General features: G+C 42.8%; 17 protein-coding genes. 11 read left to right on the top strand and 6 right to left on the bottom strand.

Translation table 11 applies throughout. The features are described from left to right. Positions 1-122: 122 nt before the first annotated feature. From LEP1GSC050_RS21305 to LEP1GSC050_RS08045, 3 genes are all read right to left on the bottom strand, one after another. On the bottom strand, positions 123-446 hold the full coding sequence (locus LEP1GSC050_RS21305) for a chemotaxis protein CheD (protein WP_156895955.1): 324 nt from the start codon (positions 444-446) through the stop codon (positions 123-125). Positions 447-791: 345 nt separating this feature from the next. Further along, entirely contained in the window at positions 792-1,916 is a 1,125-nt protein-coding gene (locus tag LEP1GSC050_RS08040) for an acyltransferase family protein (protein ID WP_408605400.1), read from the bottom strand. 38 nt (positions 1,917-1,954) lie between these two features. After that, complete coding sequence (locus tag LEP1GSC050_RS08045; RefSeq protein ID WP_040911233.1) at positions 1,955-2,977, bottom strand: DUF2804 domain-containing protein; 1,023 nt, start codon at positions 2,975-2,977, stop codon at positions 1,955-1,957. Positions 2,978-3,112: 135 nt separating this feature from the next. Between LEP1GSC050_RS08045 and LEP1GSC050_RS08050 the strand changes: the two genes are divergently transcribed. The 3 genes from LEP1GSC050_RS08050 to LEP1GSC050_RS08060 all read left to right on the top strand — a co-directional run bounded on the left by LEP1GSC050_RS08050 (position 3,113) and on the right by LEP1GSC050_RS08060 (position 5,393). Further along, positions 3,113-4,000 (top strand): LIC_13029 family protein, encoded by an 888-nt coding sequence (locus LEP1GSC050_RS08050; protein ID WP_010570728.1) that lies wholly within the window; start codon positions 3,113-3,115, stop codon positions 3,998-4,000. Between the two features lie 153 nt (positions 4,001-4,153). Beyond that, on the top strand, positions 4,154-4,606 hold the full coding sequence (locus tag LEP1GSC050_RS08055) for a DUF1801 domain-containing protein (protein ID WP_020987744.1): 453 nt from the start codon (positions 4,154-4,156) through the stop codon (positions 4,604-4,606). Between the two features lie 169 nt (positions 4,607-4,775). Then, positions 4,776-5,393, top strand: coding sequence for an HD domain-containing protein (locus LEP1GSC050_RS08060; RefSeq protein ID WP_010570730.1), 618 nt, complete (start codon positions 4,776-4,778; stop codon positions 5,391-5,393). A 17-nt stretch (positions 5,394-5,410) separates the two neighbouring features. Here LEP1GSC050_RS08060 and LEP1GSC050_RS08065 read toward each other — a convergent pair whose 3' ends face one another. Next, the gene (locus LEP1GSC050_RS08065) at positions 5,411-5,992 is read right to left on the bottom strand and encodes a hypothetical protein (RefSeq protein WP_010570731.1); all 582 of its coding nucleotides are present in this window, start codon (positions 5,990-5,992) and stop codon (positions 5,411-5,413) included. Positions 5,993-6,138: 146 nt separating this feature from the next. Here LEP1GSC050_RS08065 and LEP1GSC050_RS08070 point away from each other — a divergent pair, with 146 nt between their 5' ends. The 6 genes from LEP1GSC050_RS08070 (at position 6,139) to LEP1GSC050_RS08095 (ending at position 10,481) form a co-directional block, all read left to right on the top strand. Then, the gene (locus LEP1GSC050_RS08070; RefSeq protein WP_010570732.1) at positions 6,139-6,960 is read left to right on the top strand and encodes an aldo/keto reductase; all 822 of its coding nucleotides are present in this window, start codon (positions 6,139-6,141) and stop codon (positions 6,958-6,960) included. A gap of 94 nt (positions 6,961-7,054) precedes the next feature. Continuing rightward, positions 7,055-7,504, top strand: coding sequence for a MarR family winged helix-turn-helix transcriptional regulator (locus LEP1GSC050_RS08075; protein ID WP_010570733.1), 450 nt, complete (start codon positions 7,055-7,057; stop codon positions 7,502-7,504). A gap of 105 nt (positions 7,505-7,609) precedes the next feature. Next, positions 7,610-8,050 carry a DoxX family protein gene (locus LEP1GSC050_RS08080; RefSeq protein ID WP_010570734.1) on the top strand — a complete coding sequence of 147 codons (441 nt, stop codon included), beginning with the start codon at positions 7,610-7,612 and terminating at the stop codon, positions 8,048-8,050. A gap of 330 nt (positions 8,051-8,380) precedes the next feature. Then, positions 8,381-9,754 carry a sensor histidine kinase gene (locus LEP1GSC050_RS08085; protein ID WP_010570735.1) on the top strand — a complete coding sequence of 458 codons (1,374 nt, stop codon included), beginning with the start codon at positions 8,381-8,383 and terminating at the stop codon, positions 9,752-9,754. A gap of 107 nt (positions 9,755-9,861) precedes the next feature. Next, positions 9,862-10,140, top strand: coding sequence for a GNAT family N-acetyltransferase (locus LEP1GSC050_RS08090; protein WP_040911541.1), 279 nt, complete (start codon positions 9,862-9,864; stop codon positions 10,138-10,140). Further along, complete coding sequence (locus LEP1GSC050_RS08095; protein ID WP_010570737.1) at positions 10,137-10,481, top strand: VOC family protein; 345 nt, start codon at positions 10,137-10,139, stop codon at positions 10,479-10,481. The genes LEP1GSC050_RS08090 and LEP1GSC050_RS08095 overlap by 4 nt, the downstream gene beginning before the upstream one ends. Positions 10,482-10,507: 26 nt before the next feature. Here the strand turns inward: LEP1GSC050_RS08095 and LEP1GSC050_RS08100 are convergent, their stop codons facing one another. Together LEP1GSC050_RS08100 and LEP1GSC050_RS08105 are read right to left on the bottom strand one after the other, a co-directional pair. After that, entirely contained in the window at positions 10,508-11,719 is a 1,212-nt protein-coding gene (locus LEP1GSC050_RS08100; RefSeq protein WP_040911235.1) for a BaiN/RdsA family NAD(P)/FAD-dependent oxidoreductase, read from the bottom strand. Positions 11,720-11,792: 73 nt separating this feature from the next. After that, the gene (locus tag LEP1GSC050_RS08105) at positions 11,793-12,671 is read right to left on the bottom strand and encodes a pirin family protein (protein WP_010570739.1); all 879 of its coding nucleotides are present in this window, start codon (positions 12,669-12,671) and stop codon (positions 11,793-11,795) included. 80 nt (positions 12,672-12,751) lie between these two features. Between LEP1GSC050_RS08105 and LEP1GSC050_RS08110 the strand changes: the two genes are divergently transcribed. Together LEP1GSC050_RS08110 and LEP1GSC050_RS08115 are read left to right on the top strand one after the other, a co-directional pair. Next, on the top strand, positions 12,752-13,222 hold the full coding sequence (locus LEP1GSC050_RS08110; RefSeq protein ID WP_010570740.1) for an LIC13081 family protein: 471 nt from the start codon (positions 12,752-12,754) through the stop codon (positions 13,220-13,222). A 132-nt stretch (positions 13,223-13,354) separates the two neighbouring features. Further along, positions 13,355-15,067, top strand: coding sequence for a response regulator (locus LEP1GSC050_RS08115; RefSeq protein WP_010570741.1), 1,713 nt, complete (start codon positions 13,355-13,357; stop codon positions 15,065-15,067). Positions 15,068-15,072: the final 5 nt, after the last annotated feature.

Consider the following 15,072-nt stretch of genomic DNA (forward strand, 5'->3'; position numbering starts at 1 on the left):
CTATGGTACGAACAATCAATTAAAAAAAGGTTACAGGAGGATGTCCTTTAATGTTTCTCTCCAATTCCCTAAGATATTCTTGTTTCTGACGTTCGATCGTTTTTCTTTCAAAATCCATCCTTTCACGGCGGACAAAAACTTCGGCTGTATCGGAAAAAAAAGCGCGAGTTCCGATAGAATTGGCCGCCGACTTCTTTGGCAATTACAGGTATCTCTTCACCCTCTAAAAAACTTCGAGCAAAGTAAATATTTTTCGTTCCGACAGAAAGTTCAGGGGACATAGTCGTCATCCGGCCGCCGCCAATTATTTTAGCGCTAAGATTTCTTCTATGGTTCCCTCTTTTTACGAACTCGTTAATCAGTATCTCCATTGCACGGAAACCGAATCTTGGCGAAGCATCCGCACTCGCTTCCGACATACGATCTAGTAAGAGTATATGGTTCATAAAGCCGAAACGACTTACGGAATCAAAAGACAAACCGAAACGCAAGAATCTAAAAGGGTTTTCAATTCAACCGGCTCTTCGGAAAAAAATATTCTCCCACGCAAATTCTTCGAATAGGTTTGCTGGTCATTGAGTTCTGCATATTTTTTTTACGACTACCGAGATTGAAATTACAAAAACAAGAACTCCCGAAAGAAACGATAAGACGCGGGAGCAAGAGGGTGGATGACCAAACCGTTTAACGACGAAGACTTATTAATGGCCGTAAAGAAATTGCTTACGATCTAATTGCGGTATTTAGGAGGCCGCTAGGAAGAATTTCAAGCGGCGACCGATTTTAAGTTCTTAGATTTTCCAGTACAGTTTCTTTTTATCTAACATATATAAAATTCCGAACCAAAGAACCACATTACTCAACGCATACGCCAAAGATGCGAATTCCGACGTGGGGGCCCAAACCGCAAACCCATTTTGAAACAGAAACGTCTTGAGGCTTATTGATTCTCCGGCGTTCCGGACATGGATTAAGTTCAAAGTTCTTGCCCAAATTCCGGACGCAAAAAAAACGAGGATCGCATTCCTACCGAAAGGAATCCAAGGTGCTAATAGTAAATCCTTGCTTTTTATGGAAATGGATTCGAGCAAAAGAAATAGCGCAAGCAGGAGAGCGGCTAACCCGCCCGTCCATAATACAAAGCTGGAAGTCCAAAGACTTTTATTCATCGGAAAGAATTGGTGCCAAATCCATCCGGCTACCATAATTACTATCGCAGCAAGGATGAAGTTAAATGCAGTTTTTTGAATATTCTTCTTTGTATCCGAATCCTTTTTCAAAACCTCCCCGAAAAAAAATCCTAAGAACGTCGTGGCAACTGCGCTAAGAGAGCTAAGCAAACCTTCAGGATCCCAGGTTTTAGAGGATTTCCAAAGATGATTTTCTCCGAAAACGATTCGATCCAACCAAGCCCCCCAATCCTTCCCGGGAGACAAACTCACGGAATCCGAGCCTGGGGGCGGAACGAATTCCAGTAAGATCCAATATCCAAAAAGAATCGATAGACAAATCAGTATACGGGCATGGAAATTCGAGGAGCGATAGGCGATCGCAGAGATGAAATAGACCAGCCCGATTCGCTGAAGTACTCCCGGAATTCTGAGTTGGTCGATACTCCACTCTCCGAACCAATGCAAAAATAATCCGATTAAGATTAGAATTGAAGCACGTTTCAGGATTTTAAAGAAAGTCCCGCCGTTCCCGATCGAGGAAAACGGAATCGAAACGCCGACAGAAAAGAGAAAAAAAGGAAAAACTAAATCGGTCGGAGTGCATCCGAACCACTTTGCATGTTTCAACGGCCAATAAATGGCCGACCAGGACCCCGGATTATTCACAAGAATCATACCGGCAACGGTAAATCCTCGCAATGCATCGATAGATAAAAGCCTCTTTCTGACAGAAGAGTCGTTTATTAATTCTTGTTTCACGAAATGTATTTCGTTTCGAATTTTCACCAGAGAGAACGATGAAACTCGGTAAAACCCCAAACATTCTTGAAAGAAATTTCCTTTCCCTGATCCGGTCGGAATGTTCCGGAGAATTTTCCCACAAATTGTCTAAAATACAATTTTGTAAAAATAAGATTCATCTTTTCCCTACGTTCCCCTGCCGGCTTGAATTCCAATCTTAATCTACCGGCTTCGTCCCATAAGCGCCAAGGTTTATAAGGATCTTCTTGAGAAAAATCGAAAATACAGCGATCAACTCTTTGCTGCTTTGCATTGATCCAGAAAGCATTTTCGGAAAAGAAGCTTTCGTTTACCAACGCGGCGAAATTCGCTCCGATCTTAGTTTTATTCGGTAGGACGGAGGAAAACGCGGCCCAATACCAATTCGTTTCCCTTCTTACATATCCGCCCGACCAATCATATACTAAAGTCGATTTATTAGGATCTCTTACCAGTTCTTTCGCTAAATAGCGAACGGAGAGACGGGTCGGCGATAACGGAGAACATTTTTCAGTGAACGTCCAGCGAGTCGGTTCGGAAGGGTTCAAAACTCTCAAAGGATTATGAGTGTTAAGAGAATAAGGAAATTCTCCGGAAATTTTCAACTTTCCTTCGAAATCTGCCTCTAAGGATAAAATCCCTTCGGAGTGGGATTTACGAATCTCTAAGAATGATTTCCCTTTTCTAAATTGAATCTGATACTCGTCCGGATTTACGGGGAATTTTAACGCTAAACCAAGATCCGGCCCCTTAGTATTGAATTCGTATACTTTCCCTTCGTCAAAGCGATATAGATAAGCGAACACATTATAGGCATAGCCGAGACTGACTGCAGCAATTCCGACTATCGAATCTTCCATAAGGAGGCCGAGATAATTGAATGTATGGAATGCAAATCGCTTTCTTAATCCCGTAATCTCCTTCCCGAAAAAATCCAGAAGACGGAAATCGTTATGATTAAATTCGATGGGAGTTTCCCAAACGCCGTACCTAACTTGATTATCGGGTCCGATGATTTTGTTCATATGTCCGAGCGAGTTTCGAAGCTTGGGTGGAAAAATCAATGGATTTCCGACTCAGTCGGCAAATCTGCTTTACTTTTCGCTTTTTCCTCCGAGTATAGACATACCAAGCGTTAGGAAAAAAAGCAAAGCCATTCTATGGGAGAAGTCCAGAGCAAGCACCTTAGTAGCAGCGATCTGCTCGAGCCTTCAGATCTCAAAACCTTAAAAGACAAGAAGACTTCGCGGGAAATTTCCCTCCTGCTATATCGGGTAATCTTTCGTTCGGAAGAGGCAAGAACCGGTGCGATTAAAATCGTTAAAGAACCGTTTATCCGCACTCATTCCAACCATCCGGAACAATTCCCCCTACTCGATCGAACCAAGTTCGTAAGAGATATGATCTCCTACTTTAAAGCCTCTACCGTTCTCCCTCCTGAAAAACTAGAGTCTTTTTTTATCGGAATTCACGCCGCCTTTCAAAGCGAGATCCGTTATTTACTGGGTAAAACTACCCAATTTACTTTCGACATCATGTTTCAGGTAATCGAGTCGATTCTTCAAGAGATGAATCACCCCGAAGACCAAAGGACGGTGGATGTAAAGGATCGTGAGATCATTCTAAAACATTTCAGAGCTTATAATGATCTTTCCAAAGTTTTTAACAAAATGGGAACTTCCAAAGCCGTAATCGATAAAAAGGACGAGATCATAACGGACATTTCGATCGCGCACAAGGATATTACGATCATTTCCATCGAAAACATGTTTCGAAACATATTGGCTCAAATACTGCTCTCAAGAAAATACAATTGCGGAACTCTGATCGATAAGTGGTCGAATGAATATGGATTCGGACCGGAGCAGGCGCATTCGATGCGGACGTATATTTCCGAAGCTGCAACTCTTACGGATTTTCGAACCCAGTATGCAAATGCGTTGAGAGCCATCAAACCGGAAAACGAGATGGACCTGATGTTTTTACGGACGCTCTCCAATTATTATTCTTCATGGGTCACTCAAGTTTCCGAACAAATCCCCGCCTGATTCGAGCGAATCGAATTATTACATTCCCCGAAAATGCGAACCTATAATATCGCGATTTCTTCCGATCTAAAAAGGGTTTGAATTTTATATCGATCCGCACCAAAGTTCTAGGTGCGGAAATCCGAAGAGGAAGATCGTATTTGGCGACAAGCTATGAAACCGAAGAAAAGTAATACGGATTCCAAAAAGAAGATAGAGTTCGGAACTGCCGCGGTAGCCGAAGTTTTCTATAATTATCCGGAAAGAATGCGGGCTAAACTTCTTTTCTTGAGGCAATTGATTTTCGACACGGCTTCGAAGATGGAAAGCGTCGGTCCTTTGGAAGAAACCTTAAAATGGGGTGAACCCAGTTATCTGACAACGCAAACAAAAAGCGGAAGTACGATTCGAATTCATCACAGGGAATCTCAAGGAGATGAATATGGAATTTACTTTAATTGTCAGACGACCCTCGTCGAACAATTCAAAAGGAAGTACAGAAAGAAGTTCCACTTCGAAGGGAATCGAAGTATCATTTTTAAATACGACGAATCGATCCCTGTTGCCGAATTGCAGGATTGTATCTCTCTAGCTTTAACATATCACAGCAGTAAATCGAACGGCTAAAGAAAATCGCCCTTTCTTTCAACTTGGAATAAGGAAAACTAATTGTAACGAATGAATTTAATCGCTACAATTAATCTCCGGGATGCCCCGAGTAATAAGCGAAAAAGCTCGGCATCAAGTAATAAAGAACTTCGAAGCGGATTTCCGAAAATGATAGGAGAAGAGGTTCATGTTAAGGGAAGAGTTTTACCGAACTGCAAGTAAGTATTCCGAATTGAAAGGCGCAATCGACGCTTTGTGGACCGAAATAAACTTAAACTACTCGGAAAGCCATAGACATTATCACACTCTTACTCATCTAAAGTCCTTTCTAGACAGATTGAAAACCGTTCGGACAAGAATTCAGGACTGGGATAGCATGCTGTTTGCGATGTTTTATCACGATATTATCTACGATCCCAAGGATTTCCAGAACGAAGAAAATAGCGCACTATTGGCGGAGGAGAGATTAAACCGGATCAATGCTCCTAGACTTCTTATCTTTAAGGTTAAGGATCTTATTCTCGCCACTAAAATGCATAGGGCTCAGGACGATCCGGATATCCGATATTTTTTAGATTGTGACTTATCGATTTTAGGCGCGGAAAAATCCGAATATCAACAATACGCTCGAAGCATTCGAAACGAATATAAAGAATATTCCGACGAAGAGTATTCTTCCGGCAGAAAAAAAGTACTGGAATATTTTTTACGGATGGAACGGATTTTTACCAGTCGGGAATTTTTTGAAACCCTTGAGAAACAAGCTAGAGCTAATTTAAGCTACGAGCTCGAAGAATTAGAATAAAAAAAATTATCGTTTTATTATCCTAGTCTTTTTAGAGAAAAGCCCAAGCAATAGCAAGCTCCGGCGAGAACGAAATGGTAAATATCGACTTTTAAAATACCTGCCGCCTCTCCTACCGTTCCGATTGCAAGACCAGCAAAAATAAATAATAAAGACCCGAGGATTCCGTACATTGCGGCAGGCTTATGGGCCCCATTATATCGTTTAACACAGGATACGATGATAGTAATAAAAGATAGCGCTCCGATGAAGGTGGAATAGTCTCCTAAACCAATCCAACGATCCACTAACGACATTAAAACAAGAAAGAGAGAAATCGTAATCCAGTTCCTACGGCTGATTCTTCCGAAAGTTCCGACAAAAAAAGCCAGGCCGATCCAAGGAACTCCAACTTCGGCGGCGAATCTGATCACTATTCTATAGATAGGCTCGATTACCGTAACTCCCGCAAAAAATAAACTTCCAAGAGCGGCGCCGATAGCGATGGAATAAAATCCCCAGGCTCCGCTTTGTTTATTCCAATTACCGTGAAGTCGGAACCCTGTCCAAGCCGCAAAGGCCGCTAGAATAAAATCGGAAATAACTGTGCTTGTTTGCATGAAGGGTATTGAATAAGAGATTCGATAAATTGCAAGTCCGATTGAGACTTCTTTCGTTCCGGTAAAAGTCCCTATTTAAAATAAAAATTCGTTCGGACTCAATATGATTTCCAACCGAATCGATTCGGGACAGTCTAATTTTCCGTATGTTAAAACAACCCTTAACGCAATCGATTCAACTGAATAACGGAATACCGATGCCGGTTCTTGGCCTTGGAGTCTGGAAAACCAAATCCGGAAAGGAATGTAGAGACGCGGTTAACTGGGCTCTAGAAGCAGGGTACCGCCATATCGATACGGCAAAAATTTATGGAAACGAGCAGGATGTCGGCGCAGCAATTAAGGAAAGCGGAATCCCGAGAAATCAAATCTTCGTGACGACTAAATTGTGGAATTCCGATCAAAAGGAGCCGCGCAAAAATTTGGAAACCTCCTTAAAGGGTTTAGGTTTGGAGTCGATCGATTTATATCTGATTCATTTTCCCGTTTCCGGAACAAGAGAGCAGGCCTGGAAAGAGTTGGAAAAATTTTACGATGAGGGTTTAGTAAAATCGATTGGAGTCAGTAATTACACGGTTTCTCATCTGGAGGAACTCCTCCAACAAGCAGAAATCATACCTGCCGTAAACCAAGTGGAATTCCACCCCTTCTTGAATCAAAAAGACTTAGCCGCTAAGTGCAAGGAGAACGGAATCATTCTAGAAGCGTATAGCCCCTTAGCGCACGGGAGAAAAATTAACGATCCTAAATTGGTTTCTATCGCTCGAAAAATCGGGAAAACTCCGGCCCAAGTTTTGATTCGCTGGGCGATCGATAAAGGATTTGTAGTAATTCCTAAATCGGTAAAGAAAGAACGGTTAGAGGAAAACTCGCAGGTATTTGACTTCTCCTTGTCTCAAAGCGAACTACAAGAGATGGAATCTTGGAATGAAGATTTCAGAACCTGTTGGGATCCTACAAACGCCTAATTCTTCCGCGGAGGAAAGCGTGCTTGGACCGAAAAAAGATTGACATTTGAGAAAAGTCGCCGTCTAAATAGAGATAGTTCATTCTTAAACTAATATGGGAAGTCATTTCAAAGGAAAACCAAGAGATGTCAAAATCCTAGATGCGTACATAAAGTTAGGTCGTTGCACCGATTCGATACGCTCTATGGAAGACAAAGTCTTAAGTCAGTTCGGCTTGACGAGCGGTCAATTTGGCTGTTTGGAAACTTTGCATCACCTCGGCCCGATGTGTCAGAAAGAAATCGGACAAAAGATTTTTTCCTGTGAAGGTAATATTACTCAAATCGTGGATAATCTCGAAAAAAGAGGTCTTGTCCAGCGAGTTAGAAGTGAGGAAGATAGAAGATATTTTATCGTCAATCTAACCGACTCCGGAAAGGAACTCATCTGTAAGGTTTTCCCTTCTTACCTTGAGCATCTTAAAGACCGAATGTCTCCCCTTTCCGATGATGATTTAAAACAACTGGGACAAATCTGTAAGACCGTAGGTCTTCGGGACCTTTAAAGGACAGGAGGAGCCAATGTTTTTTGGATTGTTCGGACCATTACTTTAATATTAAACTATACAACAATAGACTATACCCTATCAAATCATTTGGAGGATTTTGATATGATTGAAAGAATTTTTAAGACCGATAAGGACATAACGTCTTTTATTTTGCGAATTGTGTTAGCCGTCGTGTTTTTCCCGCATGGAGCGCAAAAAGTGTTGGGTTGGTTCGGAGGTTATGGGTTTTCAGGAACGTTAGGCTTCTTTACCGCGCAGGGAATTCCTACGCTACTCGTTCTTCTTTTATTTGCGGCGGAATTTCTCGGTCCCATCGGCCTTGCACTCGGCTTATTGACTAGAGTTGCGGCAGCAGGCATTGCGGTTGCGATGTCTGTCGCTTTATTAGTCCATATTCCTCACGGATTTTTTATCAACTGGGCCGGAAATCAACAAGGTGAAGGTATAGAATACCATCTTCTTGCAATTACGATCTCGATCGTACTTCTAATCAAAGGATCCGGTTGGGCATCGATAGACGGAATTATCGCGAGCAGAAAATAAAATTTTAAAATACGATATTCTAACAAATCGATTCCATAAGTTGCTGAAACACGATTCATGGAATCAATGCATACCTAACTACCGCAATTTCGGAGGGCATAAGCCCTCTTTTTTTTTCTTAAATGTTTCGTCCTGACAATTTTTTCCTCAATTGAGTGACATTAGTCAAAAAGGATTAATAAACAACATACTATATATTAAGAAACCTGCAATTCCTGATGAAAATCAAAAATAGAATATCTATTTTACGTTCCTATTTTTTCGGTCTATCTAGATCGAAAAGCAAAAAGGAATATTTTTCAGTGCAAAGATAGTCTATTATTACTAGTTATGAAGCGAAGAAAGAAGTACGGCGCTTTGAACTGGATTCGACGGTCTATTTCGAACTATATAGCCCCGGACGAATCGATTCGGGACGGTTTACCGTTTTGGCGTGAATCGGTTCTTTCTTCCTTGATTTTAGCGATGGCAGTATTGGGAACTATCGCGTATATTCCGAGCACGTTATTGGCATTGGAGGAAGCACGAACTTCGGTTGTATTCATAAACACGTTCGCAATGCTCTTAATTTATATCTTATTCTTCGGAAAAAAGCTGCCGTTTACCCTGCGTTCTTGCGGAGTACTATTCTTAAATTTCCTTTTAGGTGCTTCTCTCCTTATAGCGCTCGGCCCGGAAGGCGGAGGAATGATATGGTTATTCCCTTTTCCGGTCCTAACCGGCGTTTTATTCGGCGTAATTCCTTGTATCTTCGCGCTATTCGGAAATTTTATGGCGCTCCTAATCACTTCCTTGGCCCTATCGCAATTTCAACTAACGTGGTCGATGCCTCAAGATAGATTCTTCGTCGTCGGGTTTAATTTTTTGGTTTCGAATGGGATCGTCTGCCTTTCGCTTACCATTTTAATGTTGGGATTGCAACGAAATATAGAAAGAAAAAATAATCTATTGGATAATTTGAAGAAACGACGCTCTCAAATCGCTAGATCCAAGAAGCATCTGGAATCTGAGATAATCCAAAAAGGGGATATCGAGAAACGATTAGCGGAACACTTGAAGGAAAAGGAAGTACTTTTGCAGGAAATCCATCATCGAGTTAAGAATAATCTTCAAATCGTTTCCGGAATGCTAAATCTTCAAAACTTATATACTCAGGATACCCAAGCTATCGAAGTCTTAGAAAAGGCCCAAGATCGAATTCGAGCCATGGCCCTGATTCACGACCACCTTTATCAGCAAGGAAAATTCTCGACCGTATTCATGAACAAATATTTGGAATCTTTAATAAACCATCTGATTGTTTCGCAAGCTCCGCCAGGAAATCGAATCCGATTCGAAACGCAATGGGAGCCAATCCTGATTCCGATGGAAAAAGCGATCCCTTGCGGGCTCATAGTCAACGAACTCATTTCTAATTCGCTTAAACACGCATTCCCTAACGGACGCAAAGGGACAATCACCGTTCGGCTGGAAGAGCGCCAGAATGGGTTGGCGCTTTGCGTTATGGACGACGGGGTCGGCCTGCCGAAAGACTCGTCCGCGTTTTTATTTTTATCCGCAGGAAAAATGCCGATCGCCGACGGAGATAAACACGATTCGTTAGGGTTAATGATCATTCAATCTTTAGCGGGACAACTTAAGGCGAGAATAATAATGGAGCCTTCCGAAGGGACTTCGATCAGACTCGAATTTTCCCGGTTTTAACTTTATCGACGATTTTGTATTTCTCCCGAACGGGCCGCTTTCTTCTTTTCCAACTCCTAAATAATAAAATTCTATACCGTAAATTTTCTATGTCTAACTTGTATAAAATGAATGCAGTAAAGCACGACGAACAGGCCCGCACCTTTGTATTGATCCAGGACGGCTTCGAGGCCTATCTGGATTATAACGAAATCGGAAAGGAAATCTGGAATCTGACTCATACTTTCGTACCCGACAGTTTACGCGGCAAAGGATTGGCAGCTATTTTAGTGAAAGCTGCTTTAGAAGCCGCACGAAAGTCCGGAAAAAAGATCATTCCATCTTGTTCTTACGTGGAAACTTTTCTGAAGCGAAATCCGGATTATTCCGATTTAGTAATCGAATGATCCATCATATTGCGATCGCAACGGACCGCATAGATTTGTTAAAATCCTTTTACGACCGCTTACCGGGTATAGAATTCGAAAAAGATAATTTGTTTTCGGACGGATCAATTCGATCCAGCTGGTTTCGATCCGGCGAGGCATTGATCATGATCGAACGGGAAGAATTTCGAAAAGGTCCTCAAGCCTTAGTTTTTCAAGCGAATTCCTCCGATATTAAGAAGCTGATCGAAAAACGATTCGGAGAAAAAATCGAATCCCGAACGGAATACACTATTTACCTGCGAGATCCCGACGGGAACCGAATCGGATATAGTTCCTATCCGAATCCTTGGAATGCGTAATAGTCTTTGATCGGCTACCTATATTTTTAAGAAACCATTCCTTTAGCTGCTAAATACGAAGTCGTCCAAGCATTCTGAAAATTGAAACCTCCGGTGATTCCGTCTATGTCCAAGACCTCTCCGGCAAAATGAAGTCCCCGAACCAGACGGCTTTCCATCGTTTTAAAGTCCACCTCTTTGCGCCGAATTCCCCCGCAAGTCACGAACTCCTCCTTGAACGCCCCTTTCCCTTCGATTTGCAACACGCTTCTTTTCAGAGTCTCCTCCACCTCGTGCATTTCCTTGGATGAAATTTCGGACCAACGCTTGTCTCCGACCTTCCCCCAAATTCTTTCCCAAAAACGCGAAGCAAAATGGAATTCCGGATTAGCGGAAGGTTTACGCGAAGGATTTTTTTGTTTCAACGTTTTCAATATCTCTCGAACCTCTTCTCTAGATCGATCCGGTATCCAATCCACGAGTAAAGTCGTTCTGTATTCGCAGGCGGCGAGTTCCCTTGCTGCCCAAGCTGAAAGCTTTAGAACGGAGGGTCCGCTTAATCCCCAATGAGTGATTAATATCGGTCCTCTCTGTTTCAATTTGAATTCAGGTAGAGTCACTTCCACTTCTGGAAGAGACAATCCTTGTAGTCCATCTATTAGAAAATCAGAAATTTCAAATGTGAATAGAGACGGGGCCGGAGTTTCGATCGTATGGCCCATATTTTTGGCCCAATCCCAACCTTTTCGAGAAGAGCCCGAGGCAAGTAGAACTTTATCGAACTCATTTTCTCCGCCTTCCCATTTTACGAGAAAACTATTTTTCGATTCGTTTTGACGCGGATATATTCCTAGTACTGGAACTTTAGTGCGAATCGTAACTCCATTCCGTTTTGCTTCCCGTAGTAGACAATCCACGATCGTTTCGGAATCGTCCGTGATCGGAAACATTCTACCGTCGGTCTCCGTCTTCAAACGAACACCCCGATGCTCGAACCAATCGATCGTATCCTTCGGCTGAAAACTTTCGAACGCATGGCGTAATTCCTTTCCGCCCCTAGGATAACGTTTCGCTAATTCTTCCGGATCAAAACAAGCATGCGTAACGTTGCATCTTCCTCCGCCGGAAATTCTTACTTTCGATAAGACGTTCGGTGATTTTTCGAGCAATGTTACTTCACAATGCCCGCCGGAAAGTTGACGGCTTTGAATCGCGCCGAAAAAACCCGCCGCTCCACCGCCGATGACCGCGATTTTCATAGTTTCTATCGAGGACGGCAAATTCTTCTCCGGTCTTTGTTTTTAGTGCGGAATCGAATTCTCAAAACAAGACCTAGTCTTGGGTGCGAATTGCGCCCATTTTTCCCGCGGAATAATCTTCGAAAGCTTCCTGAATTTCGGTCGACGTATTCATCACGAACGGACCGTAACGAGCAACAGGCTCTTGAATAGGAACTCCACCAAGGATGAGAACTTCCCATTCGAAATCCTCAGGAGCTCGTAATGCAATTGTTCCTTCCTCGTTTCCGTAATATAAGGTCTCACCTTCCCTAACCTCTATCTCTCCATCGGAATCGATCGCCGTTCCCGAGCCGACGAAAGGATATGCGAAACCGGTAAAACCGTTAGGTATTGCTACTTCCGCCCATGCTCCCGGAGATAGTTTTAAATGAAAAAATACGATGGGTGTTTGCGTTTGTATGACTGCGGATGTTCCCCATAAGTCTCCGGCGATAACTTTGGCCCAAACTCCGTCTTTTTCCACGATCGGTAGTTCTTCCGAATTTACTTCCTGGTATCGGGGAGATATCAATTTTCTTTCTTTTGGAAGATTCACCCAGATTTGAAACCCGTGCATTCTACCGCCGTTTTTCCTGAATTCCGCCGAAGGAAGTTCGGAATGGATTAATCCGGAACCGGCCGTCATCCATTGGATTGATCCCGCCTTGAGTCTTCCTGCATGACCCCATGAATCCTTATGTTCCATTTCTCCGGAAAGAAGGTAGGTTACCGTTTCAAATCCTCTATGCGGATGATCCGGAGCTCCGATCGCCTCGCCCGGTCCGTATACGATCGGTCCCATTTCGTCCAAAAGTAAAAAGGGATCCCAATAGGAAAAACCGGAGACCGGGAACGGTCTTCGTACCGGGAACCCTCCGCCCTCTAGCGTTTTTTCGGCCATTCTCGTTCCAATAATTCGTCTAAAACCCATAGTTTCCTCGATCTTATTTATTGGACTTTGGATCGATAAGTAGAGGGAAGTCTTTTCTCATTCGGGTACAACGAATTTTCATGCTAACGACCACGATCGCGTTCACAGTTCCGTCCCCACTCGCTAAAGCGTTTAACTATGTATCCGACCTGGAGAATTTACCGGAGTGGGATAGTTATATTCTAGAGTGCAAAAGAGTCCCGGGAACGAATAAATATGAACTCAAAGTGGGAATCGGTTTTTGGAAACTCACTTCTTGCTATAATTTGGAAGAGGAAAGATATCCCACGAGAATAGTAATAACTAAGGAAAATCGTTTTTTACAATTACGTGATACTTATTCGTTTTATCCTGATCCCAAAGGAACTGATACGGATACGAAAATCGTTTTTACGAATCGATTCAGACTAAAGAGACTCGGTTGTCTATTGAATGTTTGGGCATATCGAAAAATTCGGAATCAAATATGTAAAGATATGAGAAGTCTCCAAGAGACTTTATCACAAGGAAAGACGATACGATCTAGAAGCTTTCAAGTCATCAAGAGTTAGAGAATAATTTTTAATTTGTCAAAAAAAGTTTAAATCTTAAACGCCTATCTAAAGCGCAAAACCCTTGTTTTTTTGAATAGTTATCCCAGGATTAGGAGACAATATCGCGTCTATCGACCGTCCGCTATCATTATGGAAACTCCTAGTCCTTATTCAGTCGCTCCCGTGCCGAAGAACGAAATGGCCAGGCTTCGTGAATTGGATAGGTATAAGGTCCTCGATACTCCACCCGAAAAAAAATATGACGGAATCACCAAAGCAGCTTCCCTTATTTGCAGCGCCCCGATCGCTCTTATTTCCCTGATCGACGCGAACCGACAATGGTTTAAATCTAAGACCGGATTGGATGTATCCGAAACGCCTCGGGATATTTCGTTCTGTCAATTTGCGATTCAAGGCCAGGAAATTCTTATCGTGGAGGACACTTCCAAGGATGAAAGATTTCAGAAGAATCCCCTAGTCTCAGGATCTCCTTTCATAAAATTTTATGCAGGTGCTCCTCTTTTGACGCCGTCCGGGATCGCCGTGGGAACACTGTGCGTACTTGATACGGTTCCGCGAGGCTTGGATTCGAAACAACTGGAAGCTTTGAGAGCCTTAGCGGATTCGGTCGTCGCTTATATGGAATTGGAGGCGAATACTAGGGAGCTCATTCACGCTCAGGCGATAACTTTGGATCTACAGAAAGCCAGAGAGCAATTTTTCGTGAATATGAACCACGAATTCAGAACTCCAGTCCACGGAATTCTGGGCATGGTTGATTTATTGCATCAGACCGAAACGAATCAGATACAGTCGGAATATTTGGATTCGGTTAAGGAGAGTGGAGAACATTTAATCAGATTAATAAACGACGTTATCGATTTTAGTAAGGCGGAATCGGGAGCGCTCGTACTCAGCTCCATTGAATTTAACTTAATCGAATTATTAAAGGAAATTGGAATATTGGCAGTAAAAGAAGCGGAGAAAAAGAAACTCACTTTCTCGTTAAATCTTCCTAAGGACCTTGAACGACTAGAGGTTAGATCGGATGCGGGTCGCATACGGCAAGTGATTTCCAATATGATATCCAACGCGCTCAAATTTACCGAAAGCGGAAAAATAGATTTCTCTTTGGAAAATCTTTCGATCTCCGAAACGCATGTTCGAGGTACATTACGATTTCAAGATACCGGAATCGGAATCGCACAGGAAAGGATCCCGGATCTTTTCGAAGCGTTCTCCCAACTGGATTCGTCCAATTCGAGAAAATACGGTGGAACGGGTCTAGGGTTGGCTTTGAGTAAAAAAATCTGCAATGCTTTAGGATGGAAAATAAACGTCGAAAGTCGAGTGGGAGAAGGCAGCAATTTTCTCTTGGAAATCGTTTTACCGAAGGCAAGCGCCGAAAGCGTTTCCTTTCCTACAAAACCGAAGTCGAATTTGCCGAACACGTTGGATTTCTCCGGCTATTCTACGATCTGCATCCTAGTCGCCGAAGACAATCCGGTGAATCAAAAGCTGATCCGAAAAATGTTGGAAAGGATGGGCCTATCTTGCGAAGTCGTCTCGAACGGACTTGAAGCCCTCGCTTTCTGGGAAAAAAGGGAAATAGATCTCCTCTTGCTTGACATTCAGATGCCTGAACTTAGCGGATTGGATACGGCCAGGATCCTGAAGTTGAAACCCACTTCCCGTAAAATTCCCTGGATCGTTGCAGTAACTGCTCACGATAGCCCGGAGGACAGAGAGCATTGCGCAAAGGCCGGGATAGACGATTACTTGGGAAAGCCGTTTCGAATCGAAGATTTAGCCGAAAAAATCCGACAATACTTGCGAACCGCATATTTACCTTTCCCAAGTTAATATTA

Origin of the sequence: Leptospira broomii serovar Hurstbridge str. 5399 (genome assembly GCF_000243715.2) — a bacterium.
Classification (GTDB): Bacteria; Spirochaetota; Leptospiria; order Leptospirales; family Leptospiraceae; genus Leptospira_B; species Leptospira_B broomii.